This is a genomic window from Micromonospora sp. NPDC005305 (assembly GCF_040607315.1).
Lineage (GTDB): Bacteria > Actinomycetota > Actinomycetes > Mycobacteriales > Micromonosporaceae > Micromonospora.
Genome location: NZ_JBEXGL010000007.1, coordinates 135,116 through 157,943, shown reverse-complemented (window position 1 = coordinate 157,943; position 22,828 = coordinate 135,116). Strand labels below are relative to the sequence as shown.

The window sequence follows — 22,828 nt, the reverse complement described above, 5'->3', positions numbered from 1 at the left end:
TCATGCGGAGCAGCCCCCTTCCGAGGATGAGCCGGCGCGGACGCGTCACCATCGGAGTTCTGATCGGGGTGTTCGTGCTCTTCACCCTGCTCGGGTGGGGGGTCAACGCGTGGACCGACTGGCTCTGGTTCGACGAGGTCCGCTACACCCAGGTCTTCACCGGCGTGCTCGCCACCCGGCTGCTGCTGTTCCTGGTGATCGGGCTCGGCATGGCGGTCATCGTCGCCGGCAACCTGTGGCTGGCCTACCGGCTGCGGCCGCAACTGCGCCCGCACTCCGCCGAGCAGGCCACGCTGGAGCGCTACCGGATGCTGCTGAGCCCCCGGCTCGGCACCTGGATCGCCCTGGCCTCCGCGGTCATCGGCCTCTTCGCCGGCCTCTCCGCGCAGAGCCGGTGGAGCCAGTGGCTGCTGTTCCGCAACGGCGGCAGCTTCGGTGTGAAGGACCCGGAGTTCAACGTCGACATCGGCTTCTACGTGTTCCAGCTGCCGTTCTGGCGCTACCTGCTCGGCGTCGGCTTCACCGCGGTGGTGCTCGCCCTGCTCGGTGCGCTGGCCGTGCACTACATCTTCGGCGGGGTGCGGCTGCAGGGCGTCGGGGACCGGATGACCAACGGCGCCCGGGCCCACCTGAGCTCGCTGGTCGCGGTCTTCGTGCTGCTCAAGGCCATCGCGTACGTGCTGGACCAGCGGGCCATGCTGCTGGAGTACAACGAGGGCGCCAAGCTCTACGGCGCGGGCTACGCCGACATCAACGCGCTGCTCCCGGCGAAGGAGATCCTCGCCTGGATCGCCGTCGTGGTGGCCGTCGCGATCATCGTGTTCTCCAACGCGTGGATGCGGAACCTGGTCTGGCCGGGCATCGCGCTCGCCCTGCTCGGCGTCTCGGCGGTGGCGATCGGCGGCATCTACCCGTGGGCGGTGCAGACCTTCGAGGTCAAGCCGAGTGCCCGGGACAAGGAGGCGCCGTACATCGACCGCAGCATCAAGGCGACGAGGGCCGCGTTCGGGCTGACCGACACGAAGAACACCGGCTACGCGGCGAACAATCTCGTCCCGCCGGCCAACCTGGCCACCGACACCTCGGTGGTGCAGAACGTCCGGCTGCTCGACCCGCAGCTGGTGTCCGAGACGTACACACAGCTCCAGCAGGTCCGCGGCTTCTACGACTTCGGCCCGAAGCTGGACATCGACCGGTACGCGGTGGGCGGCAAGACCTCCGACTACGTGGTCGGCGTACGGGAGATCAACTACGGCGAGCTGACCTCGCAGCAGAGCAACTGGATCAACCGGCACACCGTCTACACCCACGGGTACGGGCTGGTCGCGGCGCCGGCCAACCAGGTCTGCGGCAACGGCACGCCGTACTTCGTCTCCGGCTTCCTCGGCGAGGCGAGCAAGGAGACGCAGGGCTGCTCGTCGCCGTCGGAGCAGATCCCGGCCCAGCAGCCGCGGATCTACTACGGCGAGCGGATGGAGGCCGACGACTACGCGATCGTCGGGCAGACCGGGGACCGCAACGTCGAGTTCGACCGGCCCACGTCCACGGGCGGCGAGCAGTACTACACCTACACGGGCGAGGGCGGCGTCGAGATCGGCTCGTTCCCCCGCCGCCTGCTCTACGCGATCAAGGAGCAGGAGTCGAACTTCCTCCTGTCCGAGGCGGTCAACGACGACTCCAAGCTGCTGTACGTGCGCAACCCGCGGGACCGCGTGGAGAAGGTGGCGCCGTTCCTCACCCTGGACGGCGACCCGTACCCGGCGGTGGTGAACGGCCGGGTCCAGTGGATCGTGGACGGCTACACGACGGCCGCGACCTACCCGTACGCGGAGCGGGTGAACCTGCAGGCCGAGACGGCCGACGAGCTGACCGGCCGCGGCACCTTCCAGCTGGCCCGGGAGAACGTCAACTACATCCGCAATTCGGTGAAGGCGACGGTCGACGCGTACGACGGCACGGTGAAGCTGTACGCGTTCGACGACACCGACCCGGTGCTCAAGGCGTGGAACAAGGCCTTCGGCGGTGACCTGGTGCTGCCCAAGGGCGACATTCCGGCGGAGCTGGCCGAGCACTTCCGCTACCCGGCCGACCTGTTCAAGGTGCAGCGCAACCTGCTCGCCCGGTTCCACGTCACCGACCCCGGCGACTTCTACTCCGGCCAGGACTTCTGGCAGGTCCCGAACGTGCCGGACGCCCCGGACAGCGGGGCGAAGCAGCCCCCGTACTACCTGTTCACCCAGTTCCCGGGGCAGGAGGGGCCGCGCTTCCAGCTCACCTCGGCGGTCACGCCGAACCGCCGGGAGAACCTGGCCGCGCTGATCTCCGGGTCGTACGTGGACGGGCGCCCCCAGCTGGAGGTGCTGGAGCTGCCGGACCAGACCCGCATCTCCGGGCCGGTCCAGGTACACCAGCAGATGACCAACAACGGCGACATCCGGCAGCAGCTCAACCTGCTCTCCTCGGGTCAGTCCCAGGTGCAGTACGGCAACCTGCTGTCGCTGCCGTTCGGCAACGGGATGCTCTATGTCGAGCCCGTCTACGTGAAGAGCAACAGCCAGAACGCGTTCCCGCAGTTGCAGAGGGTGCTGCTGTCGTACGGCGACGGCGGCTCGTACGTGGTGCTGGCGAACAACCTCAGCGACGGCATCAAGCAGCTCGTCGAGCAGGGCAAGCGGGCCCCCGGCGGCCCGCCGCCGCCCACCTCGGGCGGGACGAACCCGCCGACCGGCGGCACCAGCCCGCCGGTGCTGAGCGGGGAGCTGGCCCAGGCGGCCGGCCGGGTGCAGAGCGCGATCATCGAGGTCAAGGCCGCGCAGGCGTCCGGCGACTTCGAGCGGTACGGGCGGGCGCTGAAGACGCTCGACGAGGCCATGGCCGCGTTCCAGGAGGCGCAGGGGGCGGCGAACCCGTCGCCCGGTCCGAGCCCCAGCGGCAGCCCCGCGGCGTCGCCGCCGGCGTCGCCCTCGTCGTCCCCGACACCGAACGGCTGACGCCGAGCCGACCACGCGAGCCCGTGGTCCGTGACCCGTAGCGGTCGCGGACCACGGGCTCGTGTCGCAAACCGGACGGAACACCCGCAACCCCGAGCCCGCTTCCACCGTCATCAGAGCAGGTGGGCGTGAGGGGAGGCGGGAGTCCAGATGCGCGATGTGAACACGTTCGACGACTTCTACCGCAGCACATCGGGGCGGGCGCTCCGGTACGGCCGCGCGGTGGCTGACGACGCCGGTGACGCCCAGGACCTGGTCCAGGAGGCGTACGCCCGCGCGTGGCGGCAGTGGGGGAAGCTGGCCGCCCACCCCGCGCCCGAGGCCTGGCTGCGTCTGGTGATCAGCCGGCTGGCCACGGACCGGTGGCGGCGGCTGCGCGGCTGGCGGCTCGCCGCCAGCCGCACCGGCCCGCCGGCCGACGTCGGGCCACCCGGCGAGGACACCGTGCTGCTGGTGGGGGCGCTGCGGCAGCTGCCGGCCCGGCACCGGCAGGCCCTCGCCCTGCACTACCTGTTCGACCTGTCGGTGGAGGAGATCGCCCGGGAGGCGGGGGTCCCCACCGGCACCGTGAAGTCCTGGCTGTCCCGGGGCCGGACCCGGCTGGCCGAGCTGCTGCCCGGCGTGGCCGCCGAGGAGCTGGAGGTCAACGATGTCGCGTGAACTGACCCGCCTCTACCAGGCGCTCGCCGCGGAGACCGACGAGCGCGTGCTCGCGGCCCCGGACCGGGTGCGCCGGGGTGCCGACCGCCGGGCGCGGCAGCGGGCCGCGGTCGGTGCGCTGGCCGTCGCCGCGGTGGTCGCCGGCACCGCCGCCGGGGCGCAGCTGGTGCTCGCCGCCGGACCGGACCCCGAGCCGGCGCCGGCCGCCACCACCGACAGCGCGGCGCCCACCCCGACCCCGCCCGCGCCGCTGCCGAGCCACACCTCCCCGGCGCCCTCCGCGCGTACCCCGGACGCGCCGCCGAAGACGAGCGGCCGGCCGCCGGCCGCCGGCCCGACGAGCATCCCGGACCGGGCGTTCTTCACCCTGGCCGCCGCCAACGACACCGGCGTCGGCGACGAGTTCATCCCGGGACCGGTGCTGCCGGCGCTCTGCGGCGCCAGGCCCGGTGAGGCGGGGACGGTCACCCGCCGCGCCCGCAGCCTGGCCTTCAAACTCACCGGCACCCCGAAGGGGTACGTCCCGGACGGCAGCTACCGGCACAGCATCACCGTCTACCGTCCCGGGCGGGCCGACGACGCGCTGGCCGCGCTGCGGACGGCCGTGCGGGACTGCCCCGAGCAGCCGGTCCCGGACTCGTCGGGGGTGACGCAGCGCCAGCGACTGCTCCGCGACACCGGGTACGGCGACGAGTCGGTGCTGTTCGAGACCCGGACGCTGTCCCGGGACGTCAACGGCGACCCGACCGGCGGCGACGAGGTCCACCTGGTCCGCGCGGTCCGCTCCGGTGACGTGGTCACCGTGGTCTGGGAGCAGGGTTGGGAGGGCACCTCGACCGAGCGCGCCCAGTTCGACGCGGACAGCCGCCGGGCGGTCGAGGCGATCCGGAGGTGGCTGGCCTGACGGGCCGTTTTGCGCCTCGTGGGGCCCGTACGCTACGGTTAACGAGCCGACGCGGGGTGGAGCAGCTCGGTAGCTCGCTGGGCTCATAACCCAGAGGTCGCAGGTTCAAATCCTGTCCCCGCTACTTGTTCACGAAGGGCCCCGGAGTTCACTCCGGGGCCCTTCGTCATGCCGGGCGCGGCCCGGCGCGGCGGATCGGGTAACCCGGCTGATCTCCACGGCGGACATGAGATAGGCTGTACGAGCCGACGCGGGGTGGAGCAGCTCGGTAGCTCGCTGGGCTCATAACCCAGAGGTCGCAGGTTCAAATCCTGTCCCCGCTACTCGTTCACGAAAGGCCCCGGAGGGAACTCCGGGGCCTTTCGCTTTCTCCGGGCGACGTGATCCGGCCCGTCCGTCCTGCCGCGGTTGCACTTCTCGGCGAGGATGGGTGCATGTCTGGTTGGAACAGATGGTGGGGCCGCCTCAGCGCGGTCCTCGGTGCGGTCGTGCTCTCGGTGTTCGTGCCGGTCGCGGCCTGGGCCTCCACGGGTACTGGCGAGCTGGTGGTGGAGGCCGCCCGGCGGCGGTCCCGGGGCGGCTTCGGCTTCCTCGGGCTGCTCTGCTGCCTGGTGGTGGTCGTGGTGATCGTGCTGCTGGTGCTGCGCCTCATGCGTGGCCGGCGCGGCGGCCCGCCGCGCTGACGGAACCGGTCCGCCCGCCGCGCCCCCGGGGCGCGGCGGGCGGCCTTTCACTGGGCCAGGGCGGCGGTCGCCTGCGCCATGAACCGCGAGGTCGCCGTCCGGGCGCCCGAGCGCTTGGCGCGGATGCTCTCGGCCGCGTCGATGAGCAGGTTACGCACCTTGGCGTGCCCCTTGGGCGGTGGCGCGGGCGCCGGCCCGGCCAGCTCGTCCAGCTCGGCGCCGAGGGCCACCACCCGCTTCTCGGTGCGGTCGGTCACGCCGTCGACGACGTACGTGCGGACCGGCACGGCGGCGTTCAGGCCGCGCTCGATGCCGAGGATCCGGCCCGCGGCCACGTTGGTGGTCAGGAAATTGATCACGTCGACCACCACGCCCGGGTGGCGGCTGCCCCGGTAGGCGGCCCAGTACATCGACGCCCGGGGCCACTGCGCGGCCGGCGGGCCCGGGAAGGCCGCCAGGCCCAGCTCGTCGTCGGTGAGCCGTTGCAGCTCCGGCAGCTGGTGCGACCAGGCGAACGACGCGGCCGCGTGCCCGGTGACCACGAGCTGGCGGGCCAGCTCGCCGCTGTCGGCCTGCTCGACCAGCGCGGCGCTGGGGGTGGCCCGGTCGTAACGGGCGACCTCCCAGAACTCGAACCAGTCGAGCAGCTCCCCGGAGCTGAAACCGAGCTGCCGCCCCTGGTACAGCTCGCCGCCCTGGCCGCGCAGCCAGAGCCACAGCGCCCGGTAGTCGCCGGACGGGTCCATGGTGCCGGCCACCCGGTTGCCGGACGTGCGGGTGACGCGAGCGGCCCACCGCGCGTACTCCCGCCAGGACATGCCGGTGTGCGGCTCGGGCAGCCCCAGCCGGCGCAGCAGGTCGCGGTTGTAGACCAGCGCGGCGCTGGTCTGCGCGGCGGGCACCGCCACGGTCCGCTCGTCCACCCGGCCGTACCGGGCCAGGTGCTCGGGCAGGTCGCGCAGGTCGAGCCGGTGGTCGGCGACCCAGGCGCTGAGGTCGAGGACGATCTGCCGGCGGGCGTACTCGGTGAGCAGGGTGTCGTCGATCTGGAACAGGTCGGGCACGTTGCCCCCGGTGGCCTGGGTGGCCAGCCGGTCGTAGTAGCCGCTGAGCCCCTGCCAGGTCACCCGGAAGCTCACCCGGGGGTTCTGCTGCGAGTAGAGGCGCAGGGCCTTCTCGGTGGCCTCGGCCCGCCGGGTCCCGCCCCACCAGAACACCGACAGCTCGATCGGGCCGTCCTCGACCGGGGAGCCCTCCTCCTCCGGGCCGCAGCCGGCCAGCCCGCCGGCGAGCAGCGGCAGCCCGGTCAGCGCGCCGAGCAGCCGCCGCCGGCCGATGCCGGGACGGGGTACGGACTGCGGTGCGCGCACGGGTCTCTCCCGGGGTGCGGGCGGCTGCTGCGGACGGATCATTTACACAGTCCCCGGGCTCGGGTGTCAACGCCGGCCGCCCCGCACCGCCCACGGCGCCGGCCCGGAGAGGCCGGCGCCGCGGGCGGAGATCAGAAGGGCCACTGATCGCGGGACCCGGCCTCCAGCAGCGGGATCATCGCGAACGCGGCGTCGGACAGACCGCCGAACGTGTGCCGGTTGCCGGCGGTCGGCGTGTGCCCGACCCGGTATCCGGCCAGGTTCCAGGTGTACACCGGAACCCGTGCGGGCACCGCGGCCGCCACGTCCGTCGAGCCGTGCCAGTGGGCCTGCTCGTCGGTGAGGATCACCACCCGGTCGTGCCGGTCGTAGTGCGTCCGGACCGCCTTCTCGGTCTCGGTCCCGCCGCCGTAGAAGTAGCCGCCGTCCTTGAACCGGCGCACGGCAGCCAGCACCGACTCTCCCGCCACGGTCGGGAACACCCTGCTGGCGTTGGAGAACGACACCACGGTCGGGTCCTGCGCCCGGGCGCCCAGCGCGAGGCCGAACACGGTGGCCGCGTCCCAGCAGCGAAGCGACCCGTCCTTGCTGAACCCGCTGGTCATCGACCCTGAGGTGTCGATCAGGATCAGCGTCCGGCCGTCCAGTGCGGGCACGTTCGCGAGCGCGTGCTGCAACGCCTTCTCCAGCGGGTACGACCACCGCAGGCTCGGCGCGGCGTTGTACGCCGACAGGAAACGCATCGGCAGGACACGCGACCTCGCGACCTCGCCGGGATCGGACAGCTTCGTCGCCACCGTCTCGGCGACCGCGTCACTGACACCGGCCCGGTCGAAGTTGCGCAGATTCCGCAGCAGCGCCAGGTAGCCCATGGTCGGTACGACCGCCTCCCAGGCGGCGGCGTCCATGGTGGTCTGCCGCCAGCCGGCGAGCGCCTCCCACGTCATGCCGGCCGCGCCGAGCACCGCCGGGTCGGTGACCTCCCGGCGCCGCTCGACCGGCAGCGCCATCAGCTCGGCCCGGGCCGCCAGCACCGTGAGGGACGCCGGCAGCGGGTTGTCGCGCTGGTGCCGCCGGTCGAGTGCGTGCCGGAACAGGTCGCCCTGCCGCTCGTCCTTCGCCGTCGGGTGGGTCAGATCGACGACGTCACCGAACCGCACGGCGCTGCCCTCGGAGTCGTACTTGAGCAGACTGCGCTCGTGATACAGCCGCACGACGGCATCCGCGATGCCGCGCTTGACCGGCTTCGGCAGCGCCCGGCCGTAACGCCCCAGCCAGTACGCCAGCGCCTCGCCCGGCTCGTCGGCACGCTGCAAGGCGGCGTCCACGACGGCCCGTGAGCCCGGGATGCCCGCCGCGACCTGCGCCCGTGCGCCCTCCAGGGCCGCCACCACCGACGCCGACCGCAGCATGGCACCCGTGCGCAGCCACCGCACGAACCGGGCGAACCAGTCGGGGTCGGCGACCGCCACGGCGGCGACCAGATCACGGAACCGGGCATCCCGGTCGGCAGCGCCCTCGTAGAAGGTGTCCTCACCGACCATGTTCGACACGCTCAGCAGGAAAAGCTCGGCGCGCGGCTCGCGGGTGAAACCCGGCGCGCCCTCGGCGGTCCGGGTCCCGGCGGCCCCGTGCCGGTTGCGGGGCAGCTTCAGGTTGAACTTGGCCATCGGGTCCCCATGGCGGTCGCAGCCGGGAGGACGCCACCGCACCGCACACCCGAGGTCGAAGTCGGTGACGGACTGTCCGCCGCTCTGTCCGATTGAGCCATCAGCCCGAGGGCCTCGGGGGACTCGAACCCCCAACCTGCGGATCCCGAAGTAGCCGTCGCCTGCGCACCGGGTGTGCGGCGTGGTGGCGCCTCCCGAGATCGGAAGCCGGCGACGGACGGGCTCTTCACCGGGGTCGTGGACCCCTCCAAGATGTAACCGTCACCTTCGCACCGGGAGGTGCGCGCACGACGCTAGGTGCGGTAGCGGTAACGGGCAACAGGGTTTGCCATCTCGTGATCATGAGCGGGGATGACGATCACGCCGCATACCCGAGATCAAGATTGGCCACGGCGTCAGCGGGCTCGAACCGCAGGGCCTCGACGGCCCCTCACCGAAGAAGTAGCCGTGGCCGTCGCACCGGGTATGCGGCGTGAAGGCGCATCTCCCGAGATCGGAGCGGCGACGGCGACCGGCCCTTGCGGGCCGTAGGTGACCTGGGCCACTGGTCGACACCGCCGGAAGGCGGCGGCGGGATTCGAACCCGCGTCTCCCCGTTATGAGCGGAAGTAGCCGTTGCCTGCGCACCGGGAGGTGCGGAACGGACGGTAGGGGACGTCTCGCATCTCGGCAAGCCAAAATCCCCGTCGGTCGGGGTGGCCGGTGGCCGGGCCGGGCACCCCGCTCACGCATGGTGTACTAGCGCCGTGGAACTTCTGCACTCGGGCAAGGTTCGGGACGTCTACGCCGACGGCGAGGACCTCATCCTGGTCGCCTCCGACCGCGTCTCCATCTACGACGTGGCGCTGCCGACCCCGATCCCGGACAAGGGCCGCCTGCTCACCGCGCTGTCGCTGTGGTGGTTCGAGCAGCTGGCCGACCTGGTGCCGAACCACGTCATCTCGGCCACCGACGTGCCCGCGGAGTTCGCCGGCCGGGCCATCCGCTGCCGGCGGCTGGACATGGTCCCCGTCGAGTGCGTCGCCCGGGGCTACCTCACCGGGGGCGGCTTCGCCGAGTACCGGCGCACCGGCGCGGTCTCCGGCGTCGAGCTGCCGCGCGGCCTGGTGGAGGCGTCGATCCTGCCCGAGCCGATCTTCACCCCGTCGACCAAGGCGCCCAAGGGCGAGCACGACGAGCCGATCACCTACGCCGAGGTGGTCGACAAGGTGGGCGCGGAGACCGCCGAGCGGCTGCGGCAGATCACCATCGACGTCTACCGGCGGGGTGCGGAGATCGCCGCCGACCGGGGCATCCTGATCGCCGACACCAAGATCGAGCTGGGGTGGGCGCCGGACGGCACCCTCGTCCTCGCCGACGAGCTGCTCACGTCCGACTCGTCCCGGTTCTGGCCGGCCGAGTCCTACCAGCCGGGCCGCGCCCAGTTCTCCTTCGACAAGCAGTACGTGCGGGACTGGGCCACCGGCGGCGGCTGGGACCGGCAGCCGCCGGCCCCCGAGGTGCCCGCCGAGGTGGTCGAGGCGACCCGGGCCCGGTACGTCGAGGTCTACGAGAGGCTCACCGGCAACCGCTGGGCCTGAGGCACGCGGGAGGTCCAACGCGGCGCCCCGGTCCACCCGTACGATCGGCAGACGTGCGTGACATTGCCGTGTTCAGCGGGACCGCCCACCCGGACCTCGCCGCCGAGATCTGTGCCCACCTCGACGTTCCCCTGCACCCGGTGCGGGTGTCCCGGTTCGCCAACGACTGCCTGGAGGTGCAGTTGCAGGCGAACTGCCGGGAGCGCGACGTCTTCCTCATCCAGCCGCTGGTGCCACCGGTGCAGGAGCACCTGGTCGAGCTGCTGCTCATGATCGACGCGGCCCGCGGCGCGTCCGCCGGCCGGATCACCGTGGTGCTGCCGCACTACGCGTACGCGCGGTCGGACAAGAAGGACGCCCCGCGCATCTCCATCGGCGGCCGCCTGGTAGCCGACCTGCTCACCTCGGCCGGCGCGCACCGGGTGCTCGCCATGACCCTGCACTCGCCGCAGGTGCACGGCTTCTTCAGCGTGCCGGTGGACCGCCTGCACGCGCTGCGCGAGCTGGCCGCCCACTTCAGGGGCCGCGACCTGAGCAACACCGTGGTGGTCTCGCCGGACCTGGGCAACGCCAAGGAGGCGGCGGCGTTCGCCCGGATGCTCGGCACCCCGGTGGCGGCCGGGGCGAAGCAGCGGTACAGCGACGACCGGGTGCAGATCAGCACGATCATCGGTGACGTGGCGGACCGGGACGTGATCGTGCTGGACGACGAGATCGCCAAGGGCAGCACGGTGGTCGAGCTGATGAGCCACCTGCGCGAGCGGCAGGTGCGCTCGATCCGGCTGGCCTGCACCCACGGCCTCTTCTCCAGCGGCGCGCTGAAGCGGCTGAGCGAGCAGGACGGGGTGCTGGAGATCGTCTGCACCAACACGGTGCCGATCCCCGAGGAGAAGCGGGTGCCGAAGCTGGAGGTGCTGTCGGTGGCGCCGGCCCTGGCCGAGGCGATGCGGCGGATCCACAACGGCGAGTCGGTGAGCGCCCTCTTCGGCTGAGCCTGCGCGCGGCCCGCCCGGTCAGTCGTCGGTCGGGCGGGTGACGGGCTGGGCGGCCAGCGCCGCGGTGATCCGGACGAGGGTGCCGGCCTCGCCGGTCTCCACCGCCATGGTGTCGCTCAGCTCCCGGGCCAGCCAGAGCCCCCAGCCGCCGGCCGTGTCCGGGGCCGGCCTGGCGCGCTCGCTGAGCCGCCGCACGCTGATCCCCTGGCCGTGGTCGGCGACCTCGCAGACCAGCTCGGCGGGGCGGCGCCACAGCCGCAGCCGGCCCTGGCCGCCGCCGTGCCGGACCGCGTTGGTGATCAGCTCGTTGACCGCCAGCACGAAGTCGTCCAGCCGTTGCCCGGTCAACCCCGCCGCGTGCGAGCACGAGGTGACCGAGTGCCGTAGCGCGGTCACCTGGGCCTGGTCGAAGGCCTCGGCGATGAGGAGGGAAGGTTCGATGGGCACAACCGTACGCGGTGCGGGGGGTTCTGCGTTTGTCATGGCCCTGTCCCGGCGCTGGCGTGCGGTCATTTTCGCGGCATTTCCACCGTACGTCAGGGTTTCTCGCGCCGCACCTCACGGCCCGCCCGTGCACGTCTGTGGCAGGGTGTCCGGCATGCCGTCGTCCCCGGGTGGCCTGGAGGTCCCGCTCTGGCGGTCCATCGCGGTGTTCCGCTTCGCCTCGCTGGCGTACGTGGGTGTGCTGGTGCTCCGCGACGCCGACCGCTACGCCCACCCGGTCGCCGCCGGCGGCGTACTCCTGGGGATGCTGGCCTGGTCCGGGGCGACCACGGCCGGCTACGCGCGCCCGGCCGGACGGCGCTGGCCGCTGCTGCTGGCCGACCTCGGCGTGGTGCTGGCGATCATGCTGGCCACGCCGTGGGTGGTCGGCCGCGCGGCGCTCGCGGCCGGCGTGCCCACCCTCACCGTCGCCTGGCTGGCCGGGCCGGTGCTGGCCTGGGCGGTCTCCGGCGGCCGGCGGCGCGGGGCGGTGGCCGCGCTGGTGCTCGGCGGGGCCGACCTGGCCACCCGGGAGCGGATCAGCCAGTCCTCGCTCACCGGGGTGATCCTCATGCTGCTGGCCGGCGTGGTGGTGGGGCACGTGGCCCGGCTCGCCGTGGAGGCCGAGGCGCGGCTGCAGCGGGCGGTGGAGCTGGAGGCGGCCACCCGGGAGCGGGAGCGGCTGGCCCGGGACATCCACGACTCGGTGCTCCAGGTGCTGGCGCTGGTCCGGCGGCGCGGGGCGGACCTGGACGGCGAGGCCGCCGAGCTGGCCCGGCTGGCGGGCGAGCAGGAGGCCGCGCTGCGCACGCTGATCGGCCGGGCGGGCGCCGCGCCGGACGGCCCCGGCGACGCCCGGGACCTGCGCGACCTGCTCGACCGGTACGCCTCGACGACCGTCCAGGTGGCCGCGCCGGCCACCCCCGTGCCGCTGCCCGCGCGGGTGGCCGGGGAACTGGCCGCCGCCGTCGGGGCGACGCTGGACAACGTGGCCCGGCACGCCGGCGGGCGGGCCTGGGTGCTGATCGAGGACGAGGGGGAGACGGTGACCGTCTCGGTACGCGACGAGGGGCCGGGCATCCCGGACGGGCGGCTGGCCGAGGCCGCCGCGCAGGGCCGGCTCGGGGTGGCGCAGTCGATCCGCGGCCGGGTGGCCGACCTCGGCGGCGAGGTGCGGATCATCTCCGCCCCGGGCGCCGGCACCGAGATCGAGCTGACCGTGCCGAGGGGTGACCGGTGAGCATCCGGGTGATGGTGGTCGACGACCACCCGATGTGGCGGGAAGGCGTGGCCCGCGACCTCACCGAGGCCGGTCATCTGGTGGTGGCGACCAGCGGGGAGGGGCGGCAGGCGGTCCGGGTGGCCGCGGCGGCCCGCCCCGACGTGGTCGTGCTCGACCTGCAACTGCCGGACGTCTCCGGCGTCGAGGTGGTCCAGGGCCTGCGGGCCGTGCTGCCCGAGGTGCGGGTGCTCATGCTGTCGGCCAGCGGCGAGCCGCAGAGCGTGCTGGACGCGGTGAAGGCCGGCGCCACCGGCTACCTGCTGAAGTCGGCCGCGCCGGCCGAGTTCCTCGACGCGGTGCGCCGCACGGCGGCCGGCGAGCCGGTGTTCACCCCGGGCCTGGCCGGCCTGGTGCTGGGGGAGTACCGGCGGCTGGCCGCCGCGCCGGCCGCCCCGCACGACGAGGCACCCCGGCTCACCGAGCGGGAGACCGAGGTGCTGCGTCTCGTGGCGAAGGGGCTGTCGTACAAGCAGATCGCCGAGCGGCTCGGCCTGTCCCACCGGACGGTGCAGAACCACGTGCAGAACACGCTCGGCAAGCTCCAGTTGCACAACCGGGTCGAGCTGACCCGGTACGCGATCGAGCGGGGCCTCGACGACTGAGGCTCAGCTCGCCTCGGGCGGCCGGGTCTCGTGGATGGCCAACTCCTCCGCGGTCGCCCCGCCACCGGCCGCTCCGGCGTCGTACGCGACGTTGTCGGTCTCCTGGTCGGTGTGCGCGCCCTCGTCCGGCTCGACCAGCCGGCCCACCTCGTGGTCGGCGACGGTGCCGAGCTGGCCGTGGTCGTAGACGGAGACCGGGGAGTTCGGGTCGGAGGTCGGGCCCGGGTCGATCACGTCGGCGTCGAGCTGGGCCTGCGCGGCGGCCTCCTCGCTGTCCGCCTCGGCGGCGATGTCCGGGTCGACCGTGCCGGCCAGCGGGTCGTCGGCGGGTCGCTCGTACTGTTCGCGCTGGAGCTTGTAGTCCAGCGACTCGCCGTCGAGCTGCTCCTCGGCGGTGGTGCCGAAGCGGTCCACGGCCACGGGGGTGCGGTCGCCGGGCAGCGGGGCCGGCTCCGGCCCGTCCGCCTCGCGCCCGGTCAGGACGTCGTCGTTGGCGCTCGAGTCGTCGTCGGCGGTGTCGGGCAGGCCCTCCGCCTCCGGGTCGGACACGGGGGTGGGGAACTCGTTGTCGCGCATGACGGGGAACTACCCACTGGGCAGGCCCGACTAACCGCAGCCGACGGGGTGGATCGGGAGGAACGGGGCGAAGAGGGCGGTCAGTTCCGGAGCCCGGCCTCGTCCTCGGCGTGCAGCACGCACCAGACCACCTTGCCGTCCGGAAGCGGCGTGCTGCCCCAGCGCCGGGCCACCGTGTCGATGAGCAGCAGCCCCCGGCCGCCCGTGGAGGTGACGGGGGCCAGCCCGGCGTACGCCGGCCGCCGCGCCGAATGGTCCCGGACCGCCAGGTGCAGGGCGCCGTCCCGGGGCGCCACCCGGACCGTCATGGGCGTCCCGGCGTGCGCCACCACGTTGTTGACCATCTCGGTGACCGCGATGGAGGCCGGCTCGGCCAACTCCGGCACGCCCCACCGGGCGCAGCCCTCCGTCACCAGCGCCCGCGCCTCCCGGGCCGCCGCCACCACCGGGGGCAGGTCGGCGGCGAGCACCGCGGCCAGCGGCGCGTCGCGCAGCGCGGCCCGCGCCGAGTCGAGGGACCGGTGGACGGCCGCGCCGCCGTTCGGCTCGCCGGCCGGATCGCACACCAGCAGGCCGGCGGCGGGCCAGTCGACGGCCGCGCGGTGCACCTCGTCGAGCAGGCCCCGGGCAGCCGGGTCGGCGATCCGCACCCGGGACAGGTCGACGATCGCCGCGCCCGGACGCTGCCAGAGCCGGGCGAGCAGCGCGCCCCGGACCGCGTCCAGCCCGGCCAGGTCCAGCACGCCGGTCAGCCGGACCACCGCGGAGGACTCGTCGGTCTCCACCAGGCAGCGCACGTCCGTCGGCATGATCGTCCCATTGTGCATGGCCGCCCCCCGTCGCGCATCAGTCCGGTCGGCGGGACTCATCAGCGGTCCGTCCGGGAACGCCGGCTCATCGCCGCCATGGTGCCGACCGCCGTGCCGGCCGCCGCCAGCCCGAAGGCCGCCGTCAGCCGGAGAAGCTGCCCCCGCCGGCCCTGCCAGCCGTCGGTCCGCTCGGCCCCCGCGTCGGCGTGGAACACGTTGCCGGTGGCGTCCAGGCGTACCCCCGGGCCGAACTGGGTGCGCGCCGTGTACCAGCCGAGCGCCCGCTCGGCCAGCGCCGGGGCGAGCCGCCACTGGAGCCCCATGAGCCGGGCCGCGCCCCCGGCGTACGCCTCGCGGCGGGGCCGGCGCAGCAGCCGGACGATCGTCTCGGCCACCAGGTCCGGCGGGTAGACCGGTGGGGGCGGGGTCAGCTCCCGCCCGGTGTGGTTGGCGGCGTGCCGGAAGAACGGCGTGTCGATGCTGGCCGGCAGCACCGTGCAGAGCGAGATGTGGCCCCGGCCGGTGACCCGCAGCTCCTGCCGGACCGTGTCGGCCAGCCCCCGGATGGCGTGCTTCGTGGCGTTGTACGCCGACTGGTACGGCATGGCCACCTCGGCCAGCACCGAGGCGTTGTTGACCAGCACCCCGCCACCGGCCGCGTCGAGCCAGGGCAGCGCCGCCCTGGTCCCGTGCACGGTGCCCAGCAGGTTCACCTCGACCACCCGGCGGAACTCGGTCACCGGGATCTCGTCGAAGAGCCCCACCGTGCCCACCGCCGCGTTGTTGACCCAGGCGTCGATCCGCCCGAACTCGGCCGCCGCCCGCGCCGCGAGCCGCTCCACGGCCTCCGGGTCGGTCACGTCGGTCGGCACCACCAGGGCCCGCCCGCCCAGCTCCCGGCAGCGGTCGGCGACCCGGCGCAGCGCCTCCTCGGTCCGGGCGGCCAGCACCACGTCGGCGCCCCGCCGGGCCAGCGCGTACGCGGTGGCCGCGCCGATCCCGCTGGAGGCGCCGGTGATCACGACGGTGGCGTCGTCGAGGCTCCGGGTGAGAGGCATTCTCCGCCCGTACCCCCGGTCCGGCCGGGTCATGCCGCCGGAGTCGCCCGGATCACGGTTGCCGCGCGCCCGCCCGGGGCAGAGTGTGACCAACCCGACCGGGCCACGCGCTGTCACATCCGTGCGACGGTGCGCCGGTCCGCTCCCGATCTGCCAGGTTTCGGCGCACCGGGGCCGGGTTAATGGGACCCTCTGACCGGAGGACCCACTGCTCGCGAGAACGCATGGAGGTGCACCATGCGCGTCGGCCTTGTGTGCGCGCACGCCGGCCCGTCCGTCGACGGTCCCACCGTCGGGACGCACCAGCACATCGCGCGGGTGGCGGCCGAACTCGCCGCACGGGGCCACGACGTCCGGGTGTACGAGCGCCGCGACGCGCGGGGCCAGGAGTCCGTGGACCTGGACGGCTACCACCTGGAGCGGGTCCCCGTCGGCCCGCCCGCCCCGCTGCCCACCGCCGACCTGGTGCCGTACGTCACCGAGTTCGGCCGCTGGCTGGCCCAGCGGTGGTCCGACGACTGGACCCCCGAGGTGGTGCACGGGCACTACTGGGTCGGTGGGCTCGCCGCCGCCCACGCCGTGCGCGAGACGGACATCCCGGTGGTGCAGACCTTCCACTCCCTCGGCGTCGAGCAGCTTCGCCACCTGGGCGGGCGGTACGACGGGCCGGGGGAGCGGATCCCGCTGGAACGGGCGCTGACCCGGGCCGTCGACATCGCGGTGGCCCAGTGCAACGACGAGGTCGACGAGCTGACCCGGATGGGACTCCAGCGCACCTCGGTGGCCATGGTGCCGACCGGGGTGGACACCGCACAGTTCCACCCCGACGGCGAGGCGGCACCTCGCGACCAGCGGGCCCGCATCCTCTCCGTCGGCGGGCTCGCGGCCGGGCACGGCCAGGAGGACCTGATCCGGGCCATGCGGCTGGTCGGCGACGCCGAGCTGGTGATCGCCGGTGGCCCGCCGGCCGAGCAGCTCGCCGACCACGCCGAGGCGCGCCGGCTGCGCGAGCTGGCCGAGCGGACCGGGGTGGCCGACCAGGTGAAGCTGGTCGGCGCGGTCCCGCACGACCAGATGGCCACCTGGTACCGCTCCGCCGACGTGGTCGCCTGCACCCCGCACTACTCGTCGGCCGGCCGGGTGTCGCTGGAGGCGATGGCCTGCGGCGTCCCCGTGGTCGGCTACGCCATGGGCGGCATCGCCGACGCGGTGGTCGACGAGGTGACCGGCAAGCTGGTGCCGCCCGGGGACGTGCGCACCCTCGGGGTCACCCTGCGCCGGATCCTCGCCGACAACGCCGGGCGGTTCGCGTACGGGCACGCCGCCGTGGACCGGGTCCGGTGCAGCTACACCTGGGAACGGACCGCCGGCGCGCTGGAGCGGCTCTACGAGCGGGTGATCGGGCGCCGGAAGCCGCCCGAGCCGGTGGTCGAGGTCACGCGCCCCGTCGAGGTCGCCGCCGACCAGCGCGGACCGGTCGAGGCGGCCTGACTCAGCGCCGGGCGCGGACGGCCGACCCGGCGCCGATCATGGAAGGCTCCCGGTTGCGCGCCACCGCGTGGTGGTGCTGCGGCTCGGCGTACCGGGTCAGGCCGACCACCGCGGCCAGCGTGGCCAGGAAGCCGACGCCGGCCAGCCACTCCCGGCCCGGCCAGATCCGGTCGTTGAGCAGCAGCAGGCCGACGATCGCCGCGGGCACCGCCCCGGCGGCGTCCATGGCGGCCACGGCGGCCGTGGTCGAGCCGCGCTGCATGGCCAGGCCGAGCAGGAGCTGGCCGACCACCGAGTGGGCGATCAGCAGGTAGAGCAGCGGGTCGCGGACGAACGCCTCCGCCGAGTCGGCCGAGGCGAGCGGCCGGGCCGCCACCGCGGCGGCGGAGAACGCCATCCCGGCCAGCGAACCCAGCGCCACCGAGCCGGGCGCGCCGTGCAGGCGGGCGGCGAAGAAGCCGAGCACGGCGATCACCCCGAGCGCCACCGCCAGGCCGACCAGCCCGGCCGTGCCGAGCTGCCGGGACGGCGCCGGCTCGGCGGCCAGCACCAGCGCGATGATCCCGCCGAACAGGAGCACGAGCAGCGCCACCTCGGCGGCCGGTAGGCGCCACTTGAGCACCAGCACGCCGAGCACGGCGGTCACTCCCAGCCCGGCCGCCACGCTGGCCTGGACCAGGAACAGCGGCAGGTCCCGGCGGGCCAGGAAGGCCAGCACGAAACCGACCACCTGGCAGGCGAGCCCGACCAGGTAGGTCCGGTGGCCGGCGAGCCGGAGCAGCAGCCCCGGGTCGAAGGTGTGGTGCACGGTGGTCCGCGCCGCGGCCACCGACTGGAGGAGATTGGCGAAGCCGTACGCGACGATCATCGCCGCCAGGAAGCACCAACCGGAGGACACCACCTGGCGAGGATAGAGGTTACCGGCGGGTCAGCGCGCGGCCGGCCGGCCGAGCCGGGCCAGGATGTCGTCGTGCAGCGCGCCGTTGCTGGCGACGGCGCTGTGCTCGCCCGAGCCGTCCCCGGCCGGGGCCGGCCGCCCGGCCAGGTCGGTGACCGTGCCGCCGGCCTCGGTGACGATCGGGACCAGCGCCGCGATGTCCCAGAGCGACAGCTCCGGCTCCACCATCACGTCCAGCGCCCCCTCGGCCAGCAGCATGTAACCGTAGAAGTCGCCGTAGGCCCGGCTGCGCCAGGCGTCCCGCATGATCTGGAGCACGGCGTCCAGCCGGCCGGCCTCCTCCCAGCCGGTCAGCGAGGAGTAGCAGAAGCTGGCGTCGGCCAGGGTGGTCACCCCGGACACCCGGATCGGCACGCCGGAGGCCGCGTCCGGGCCGGCGAAGGCGCCCGCGCCGCGGGCCGCCCACCAGCGCCGGTGCAGGGCCGGGGCGGACACCAGGCCGAGCACCGGCCGGTCACCCTCCAGCAGCGCGATCAGGGTGGCCCACACGGGTACGCCCCGGACGAAGTTCTTGGTGCCGTCGATCGGGTCGACGACCCAGCGCCGCCCCCCGGGGCCGGTGGCGGGCTGCTCCCCGTACTCCTCGCCGAGCAGGCCGTCCCCGGGCCGGTGGGCGGCCAGCAGGGCGCGGATCTCCCGCTCCACGGCCGTGTCCGCGTCGGAGACCGGGGTCAGGTCGGGCTTCGACTCGACCCGCAGGTCGAGGGCGCGGAACCGGGCCGTGGCGACCGCGTCGGCGGCGTCGGCGAGCCGGTGGGCGAGGGCGAGGTCGTCGGCGTACCCGGTCATGCCGGACACGCTAGCGGCGCCCTCGCCACCCGGACGGGCGGGTGGCCCGGGTTCCGCCGGTCAGGAACCGGCGAGCGGGTCGCCGGGGTTCCGCTCCGGCTCGCGCGCGTCGCCCTCGCCGCTGCGGGAGGCCAGCAGCCGGCGGTACGAGGCCAGCCGGCGCTGGTCCGCCTTGCCGGCGGCCACCCAGGCGTCCAGCGCGCAGTCCGCCTCCTCGGCTGTGTGCTGGCAGTTGGCCGGGCAGTCGACCGTCGCCTCCACCAGGTCCGGGAAGCCGTGCAGCAGGCTCTCCGCGGAGACGTGCGCCAGCCCGAAGCTGCGCACGCCCGGGGTGTCGATGATCCAGCCCGGTGCGTCGTGCGAATCGCGGTGCGGGGGCAGCCCGAGCGCCACGGCGCTGGTGGAGGTGTGCCGGCCCCGGCCGATCGCGCTGACCGTGCCGACCGCCCGGTCGGCCTCCGGCACGAGGCGGTTGACCAGCGTCGACTTGCCCACCCCGGAGTGCCCCACCATGACCGAGACCCGGCCCGCGAGCAGCGCGCGCAGCGCGGCCAGGTCGGAGTCCGGCCGGATCAGCACGTACGGCAGCTCCAGCTCGGTGTAGTAGCCGAGCACCGCCTCCGGGCCGGCCAGGTCGGCCTTGGTGAGGCAGAGCAGCGGCTCGATGTCCGCGTCGTACGCGGCCACCAGGCAGCGGTCGATGAACCCGGTGCGCGGCGGCGGGTCGGCCAGCGCGCTGACGATCACGAGCTGGTCGGCGTTCGCCACGACCACCCGTTCGAGCCGCCCCTCGGCCGTGGTGGCGTCGTCCTCCGCCGTCCGCCGCAGCACCGAGCGGCGCTCGGCGATCCGGACGATCCGGGCCAGCGCGCCGGGGGCGCCCGAGGTGTCGCCGACCAGGCCCACCCGGTCGCCCACCACCACCGACTTGCGGCCCAGCTCGCGGGCCCGCATGGCGGTCACGGTCGGGGACCCGGGCCCGGCGTCGGGGAACACGCAGGTGTAGCGCCCCCGGTCGACGGCGATCACGAACCCGTCCACGGCGTCCTCGTGACGGGGCCGGGTGCGCGTGCGCGGGCGCGACGACCTGCCGGGTCGGACCCGGACGTCGTCCTCGTCGTATTCCCGCCGCTTCGTCGCCAGGACGTCCCCCCGTCGTCAGCTCTTGCCGGTCACCATCCCCGACCATAGTGCCGGGAACTCCGGCATGGTCTTCGAGGTGCACGACACGTCGTCGACCTCGATGCCGGGGACCGCCAGCCCGGCCACCGCCGCGGCGTGCGCCATCCGGTGGTCGTCGTAGGTGCGGAAGGTCCCGCCGCGCAGCGGGCGGGGCCGGATCTCCAGCCCGTCGGTGGTCTCGGTGAGGTCCGCGCCCAGCGCGGTGAACTCCTTGGCCAGGGCGGCGACGCGGTCGGTCTCGTGCCCCCGGATGTGCCCCACGCCGGTCAGCCGGGACGGGGAGTCGGCCAGCATGGCCAGGGCGGTCAGCACCGGGGTCAGCTCGCCGACGTCGGAGAGGTCGGCCTCCAGCCCGCGGACCGTGCCGGTGCCCCGCACGGTCAGCCCGGCGGTGCCCAGCGTCACCTCGCCGCCCATCCGGTGCAGCAGCCCGCGCAGCTGCTCGACCGGCTGGAGGCTGCTGCGCGGCCAGCCCTGCAGGGTCACCTCACCGCCGGTGACCAGGGCGGCGGCGAAGAACGGCGCCGCTCCCGAGAGGTCGGGCTCGATCTCCCAGCCGCGCCCGGTCAGCGGGCCGGGCTCGACCGCCCAGACGTCGGGCGTGGTGTCGTCGACCGCCGCCCCGGCGGCGCGCAGCATCTGCACGGTCATCCGCAGGTGCGGCGCGGACGGCACCGGCGGCCCCTCGTGCCGGACCACCACGCCGCGGTCGAAGCGCGGCCCGGCCAGCAGCAGACCGGAGACGAGCTGGCTGGAGGCGGAGGCGTCGATGACGACCTCACCGCCGGTGACCCGGCCGGCGCCGAGGACGACCAGCGGCAGGCTGCCGGCCGGCGGGGCGTCGATGCGGACGCCGAGGGAGCGCAACGCGCCGATCAGCGGGCCGAGCGGGCGGGTCCGCGCGTGCGGGTCGCCGTCGAAGGTGACCCGGCCCTCGGCCAGGCCGGCCACCGGCGGCAGGAACCGCATCACCGTCCCGGCCAGGCCGACGTCGACGTGCGCCGGGCCGACCAGCGGGTGCGGCCGGACCAGCCAGCGGTCGTCGTCGGAGATGGACATGTGCGCGCCCAGTTCGCGCAGGCCGCCGGCCATCAACTCGGTGTCCCGGGCGCGCAGCGGCCGGTCGAGCGTCGACGGGCCGGTGGCCAGCGCGCCGAGCACCAGGGCCCGCGCGGTCATCGACTTGGAGCCGGGCAGGCGCAGCGTCGCGGCGACCGGGTCGCTCGCGGTCGGCGCGGTCCACGGCAGCGGCGGCCGCGTCGCGGTCAGATTCCCCACGCTCACATTCTGCCAACTCCGCGGGCCGGTGGAACCGCCCGTCGCCCCTGCTCCCGGTTGGCGGGACAGCCGGAACGCCGGCGGCGGGTTAGCGTTGGCGCATGTGCGGGAGGTACGCGACGACCCGGAGCGCGGGCGACCTGAGCGCGCTGTTCGAGTCGTCCGACGAGACCGGCGGGGTCGGCCCGGACTTCAACGTCGCCCCCACCGATCCCGTGCCGCTCGTCCGGCTGGCCCCGGAGGGGCACCGGCTGCTCTCCGTCGGCCGCTGGGGGCTGGTGCCGCACTGGTCCCGCACCGCCGCCGGCGCCGCCCGCATGATCAACGCGCGGGTGGAGACGATCGCCACCAGCCGGGCGTACGCCCCGTCGTTCGCCCGCCGGCGCTGCCTGGTTCCGGCCGACGGCTGGTACGAGTGGGTCCGGCAGGCCGACGGCCGGCGGCAGCCCTACTTCATGACCCCGCGCGACGGCTCGGTGCTGGCCCTCGCCGGCATCTGGTCGGTCTGGGAGCCGGCCGGCGAGGCCCGGCTCACGTTCAGCGTGCTGACCACCGCGGCGGTCGGTGAGCTGGCCGAGGTGCACGACCGGATGCCGCTGCTGCTGCCCCGGGAGCGCTGGGCGTCCTGGCTCGGCCCCGCCGCCGAGCCCGCCGAGCTGCTCGCGCCGCCCGCCCCGGCCTGGTTGGCGGGCCTGGAGATCCGCCCGGTCTCGCCCGCGGTCGGCGACGTCCGCAACGACGGCCCGGAGCTGACGGCCCGGGTTCCCCTGGCGCGTGCGGAGGCCGACACGGAAATGACGCTGTTCTGATCACTCTCAGCACATTGTCGTGTGCTGATTTGCCGGGATGCGCCTGAAACGTCGCCCGGCCGTTTAGCCATGTTTACCGGAGGCCCTTGTCCCCGCCTGCGCAAGTGCGATAGAACACAGCGCCGGTGTTGGGCGTCTGTTCGCACGGGGCGGATGACACCCATCGATCATTCATGATCTTTGCCGGTCCCACGGGGGAGGTGGGTGTATTGACACGGGCACGCATGCCCCGCCCGCACGAGGTGGCCGCCGCGCGGCGAGATCCGCGACTGCTGCGGGCCCTGCGCGAGCGGCGCCACGACGAGGCGTGGCGGACCAGAGGAACCTGCCAGAGCGTGGATCCGGAGACGTTCTTTCCGGCGCCCAACGAGCCGGCCGACGCGGCCGTGGCGCTCTGCCGCAGTTGCGACGTCCAGGGGTCCTGCCTCGCGTGGGCCCTGGAGGTGGGCGACTGTCACGGCGTCTGGGGCGGCACCACACCGCGCGAGCGGCGGGCCATGCTGGTCGCCTGGCGCAGTGAGGTGCAGCCGGATCCGGACGCGCTCGACGAGGCCGGCCCGCCGGTCCGCGACCGCCTGCTCACGCTGGTGCCGTCGAGCTGATTCCGTTCGACCGTCGCCCGCGTCTCCCCGTCGGGAAACGCGGGCGACGGCGTTTCC

Annotated in this window: 21 protein-coding genes and 3 tRNA genes; 13 read left to right on the top strand and 11 right to left on the bottom strand. The window is 74.3% G+C overall.

What is annotated here, in order from left to right; all coding sequences use genetic code 11:
* The first annotated feature begins 2 nt into the window (after positions 1–2).
* The 6 genes from ABZS80_RS14555 (at position 3) to ABZS80_RS14530 (ending at position 5,237) form a co-directional block, all read left to right on the top strand.
* A complete protein-coding gene (locus ABZS80_RS14555; RefSeq protein ID WP_355056154.1) occupies positions 3–2,990 on the top strand; it encodes a UPF0182 family protein in 2,988 nt (995 codons plus the stop codon).
* 150 nt (positions 2,991–3,140) lie between these two features.
* Positions 3,141–3,650 (top strand): sigma-70 family RNA polymerase sigma factor, encoded by a 510-nt coding sequence (locus tag ABZS80_RS14550; protein WP_151462808.1) that lies wholly within the window; start codon positions 3,141–3,143, stop codon positions 3,648–3,650.
* Positions 3,640–4,554, top strand: a complete 915-nt coding sequence (locus ABZS80_RS14545) for a hypothetical protein (RefSeq protein WP_355056153.1) — start codon at positions 3,640–3,642, stop codon at positions 4,552–4,554. The genes ABZS80_RS14550 and ABZS80_RS14545 overlap by 11 nt, the downstream gene beginning before the upstream one ends.
* Positions 4,555–4,604: 50 nt before the next feature.
* Positions 4,605–4,678, top strand: a tRNA-Met gene (locus tag ABZS80_RS14540).
* Between the two features lie 125 nt (positions 4,679–4,803).
* A tRNA-Met gene (locus ABZS80_RS14535) sits at positions 4,804–4,877 on the top strand.
* Between the two features lie 111 nt (positions 4,878–4,988).
* Positions 4,989–5,237, top strand: a complete 249-nt coding sequence (locus tag ABZS80_RS14530) for a hypothetical protein (protein WP_151465371.1) — start codon at positions 4,989–4,991, stop codon at positions 5,235–5,237.
* A gap of 47 nt (positions 5,238–5,284) precedes the next feature.
* On the opposite strand, the gene ABZS80_RS14525 is transcribed toward ABZS80_RS14530, so the two are convergent.
* The 3 genes from ABZS80_RS14525 to ABZS80_RS14515 all read right to left on the bottom strand — a co-directional run bounded on the left by ABZS80_RS14525 (position 5,285) and on the right by ABZS80_RS14515 (position 8,905).
* Complete coding sequence (locus ABZS80_RS14525; protein ID WP_355056152.1) at positions 5,285–6,607, bottom strand: ABC transporter substrate-binding protein; 1,323 nt, start codon at positions 6,605–6,607, stop codon at positions 5,285–5,287.
* Positions 6,608–6,738: 131 nt separating this feature from the next.
* Entirely contained in the window at positions 6,739–8,277 is a 1,539-nt protein-coding gene (locus tag ABZS80_RS14520; protein WP_355056151.1) for a TROVE domain-containing protein, read from the bottom strand.
* Between the two features lie 565 nt (positions 8,278–8,842).
* Positions 8,843–8,905 (bottom strand) — tRNA-OTHER (locus tag ABZS80_RS14515).
* Positions 8,906–9,023: 118 nt separating this feature from the next.
* Here ABZS80_RS14515 and ABZS80_RS14510 point away from each other — a divergent pair.
* Complete coding sequence (locus tag ABZS80_RS14510; protein ID WP_355056150.1) at positions 9,024–9,857, top strand: phosphoribosylaminoimidazolesuccinocarboxamide synthase; 834 nt, start codon at positions 9,024–9,026, stop codon at positions 9,855–9,857.
* A gap of 53 nt (positions 9,858–9,910) precedes the next feature.
* Positions 9,911–10,849: a ribose-phosphate pyrophosphokinase gene (locus ABZS80_RS14505; protein ID WP_355056149.1), complete on the top strand. Its 939-nt coding sequence runs from the start codon at positions 9,911–9,913 to the stop codon at positions 10,847–10,849.
* Between the two features lie 21 nt (positions 10,850–10,870).
* On the opposite strand, the gene ABZS80_RS14500 is transcribed toward ABZS80_RS14505, so the two are convergent.
* A complete protein-coding gene (locus ABZS80_RS14500) occupies positions 10,871–11,335 on the bottom strand; it encodes an ATP-binding protein (protein ID WP_355056148.1) in 465 nt (154 codons plus the stop codon).
* Between the two features lie 115 nt (positions 11,336–11,450).
* Here ABZS80_RS14500 and ABZS80_RS14495 point away from each other — a divergent pair, with 115 nt between their 5' ends.
* Complete coding sequence (locus ABZS80_RS14495) at positions 11,451–12,575, top strand: DUF5931 domain-containing protein (RefSeq protein ID WP_355056147.1); 1,125 nt, start codon at positions 11,451–11,453, stop codon at positions 12,573–12,575.
* An 11-nt stretch (positions 12,576–12,586) separates the two neighbouring features.
* Entirely contained in the window at positions 12,587–13,219 is a 633-nt protein-coding gene (locus tag ABZS80_RS14490) for a response regulator transcription factor (RefSeq protein ID WP_192580024.1), read from the top strand.
* A 3-nt stretch (positions 13,220–13,222) separates the two neighbouring features.
* On the opposite strand, the gene ABZS80_RS14485 is transcribed toward ABZS80_RS14490, so the two are convergent.
* From ABZS80_RS14485 to ABZS80_RS14475, 3 genes are all read right to left on the bottom strand, one after another.
* A complete protein-coding gene (locus tag ABZS80_RS14485; protein ID WP_355056146.1) occupies positions 13,223–13,795 on the bottom strand; it encodes a DUF5709 domain-containing protein in 573 nt (190 codons plus the stop codon).
* Positions 13,796–13,875: 80 nt separating this feature from the next.
* Positions 13,876–14,604: an ATP-binding protein gene (locus tag ABZS80_RS14480; protein WP_355056145.1), complete on the bottom strand. Its 729-nt coding sequence runs from the start codon at positions 14,602–14,604 to the stop codon at positions 13,876–13,878.
* A 59-nt stretch (positions 14,605–14,663) separates the two neighbouring features.
* On the bottom strand, positions 14,664–15,662 hold the full coding sequence (locus tag ABZS80_RS14475) for an SDR family oxidoreductase (RefSeq protein WP_355056144.1): 999 nt from the start codon (positions 15,660–15,662) through the stop codon (positions 14,664–14,666).
* 237 nt (positions 15,663–15,899) lie between these two features.
* Here ABZS80_RS14475 and ABZS80_RS14470 point away from each other — a divergent pair, with 237 nt between their 5' ends.
* On the top strand, positions 15,900–17,153 hold the full coding sequence (locus tag ABZS80_RS14470) for a glycosyltransferase (protein WP_355056143.1): 1,254 nt from the start codon (positions 15,900–15,902) through the stop codon (positions 17,151–17,153).
* Between the two features lies 1 nt (position 17,154).
* Here the strand turns inward: ABZS80_RS14470 and ABZS80_RS14465 are convergent, their stop codons facing one another.
* From ABZS80_RS14465 to aroA, 4 genes are all read right to left on the bottom strand, one after another.
* A complete protein-coding gene (locus tag ABZS80_RS14465; RefSeq protein WP_355056303.1) occupies positions 17,155–18,021 on the bottom strand; it encodes a hypothetical protein in 867 nt (288 codons plus the stop codon).
* 60 nt (positions 18,022–18,081) lie between these two features.
* Positions 18,082–18,900, bottom strand: coding sequence for a histidinol-phosphatase (gene hisN / locus ABZS80_RS14460; RefSeq protein WP_355056142.1), 819 nt, complete (start codon positions 18,898–18,900; stop codon positions 18,082–18,084).
* Between the two features lie 60 nt (positions 18,901–18,960).
* The gene (gene rsgA / locus ABZS80_RS14455) at positions 18,961–19,896 is read right to left on the bottom strand and encodes a ribosome small subunit-dependent GTPase A (RefSeq protein ID WP_355056302.1); all 936 of its coding nucleotides are present in this window, start codon (positions 19,894–19,896) and stop codon (positions 18,961–18,963) included.
* Between the two features lie 162 nt (positions 19,897–20,058).
* Positions 20,059–21,360 (bottom strand): 3-phosphoshikimate 1-carboxyvinyltransferase, encoded by a 1,302-nt coding sequence (aroA, locus tag ABZS80_RS14450; RefSeq protein ID WP_151465007.1) that lies wholly within the window; start codon positions 21,358–21,360, stop codon positions 20,059–20,061.
* 101 nt (positions 21,361–21,461) lie between these two features.
* Between aroA and ABZS80_RS14445 the strand changes: the two genes are divergently transcribed.
* Both ABZS80_RS14445 and ABZS80_RS14440 read left to right on the top strand, forming a co-directional pair.
* On the top strand, positions 21,462–22,169 hold the full coding sequence (locus ABZS80_RS14445) for an SOS response-associated peptidase (RefSeq protein ID WP_355056141.1): 708 nt from the start codon (positions 21,462–21,464) through the stop codon (positions 22,167–22,169).
* Positions 22,170–22,378: 209 nt separating this feature from the next.
* Entirely contained in the window at positions 22,379–22,771 is a 393-nt protein-coding gene (locus ABZS80_RS14440) for a WhiB family transcriptional regulator (RefSeq protein ID WP_355056140.1), read from the top strand.
* The last annotated feature ends 57 nt before the right edge of the window (positions 22,772–22,828 follow it).

Excerpts from the sequence above, each read along its gene's own strand:
- ABZS80_RS14470 (WP_355056143.1), top strand. The coding sequence starts at position 15,900 with ATGCGCGTCGGCCTTGTGTGCGCGCACGCCGGCCCGTCCGTCGACGGT.
- ABZS80_RS14495 (WP_355056147.1), top strand. The coding sequence starts at position 11,451 with ATGCCGTCGTCCCCGGGTGGCCTGGAGGTCCCGCTCTGGCGGTCCATC.
- ABZS80_RS14485 (WP_355056146.1), bottom strand. The coding sequence starts at position 13,795 with ATGCGCGACAACGAGTTCCCCACCCCCGTGTCCGACCCGGAGGCGGAG.
- ABZS80_RS14555 (WP_355056154.1), top strand. The coding sequence starts at position 3 with ATGCGGAGCAGCCCCCTTCCGAGGATGAGCCGGCGCGGACGCGTCACC.
- ABZS80_RS14520 (WP_355056151.1), bottom strand. The coding sequence starts at position 8,277 with ATGGCCAAGTTCAACCTGAAGCTGCCCCGCAACCGGCACGGGGCCGCC.
- ABZS80_RS14545 (WP_355056153.1), top strand. The coding sequence starts at position 3,640 with ATGTCGCGTGAACTGACCCGCCTCTACCAGGCGCTCGCCGCGGAGACC.
- ABZS80_RS14490 (WP_192580024.1), top strand. The coding sequence starts at position 12,587 with ATGGTGGTCGACGACCACCCGATGTGGCGGGAAGGCGTGGCCCGCGAC.
- ABZS80_RS14465 (WP_355056303.1), bottom strand. The coding sequence starts at position 18,021 with ATGATCGTCGCGTACGGCTTCGCCAATCTCCTCCAGTCGGTGGCCGCG.
- ABZS80_RS14445 (WP_355056141.1), top strand. The coding sequence starts at position 21,462 with ATGTGCGGGAGGTACGCGACGACCCGGAGCGCGGGCGACCTGAGCGCG.
- hisN (WP_355056142.1), bottom strand. The coding sequence starts at position 18,900 with ATGACCGGGTACGCCGACGACCTCGCCCTCGCCCACCGGCTCGCCGAC.
- ABZS80_RS14480 (WP_355056145.1), bottom strand. The coding sequence starts at position 14,604 with ATGCCGACGGACGTGCGCTGCCTGGTGGAGACCGACGAGTCCTCCGCG.
- ABZS80_RS14550 (WP_151462808.1), top strand. The coding sequence starts at position 3,141 with ATGCGCGATGTGAACACGTTCGACGACTTCTACCGCAGCACATCGGGG.
- ABZS80_RS14530 (WP_151465371.1), top strand. The coding sequence starts at position 4,989 with ATGTCTGGTTGGAACAGATGGTGGGGCCGCCTCAGCGCGGTCCTCGGT.
- ABZS80_RS14475 (WP_355056144.1), bottom strand. The coding sequence starts at position 15,662 with ATGCCTCTCACCCGGAGCCTCGACGACGCCACCGTCGTGATCACCGGC.
- ABZS80_RS14500 (WP_355056148.1), bottom strand. The coding sequence starts at position 11,335 with ATGACAAACGCAGAACCCCCCGCACCGCGTACGGTTGTGCCCATCGAA.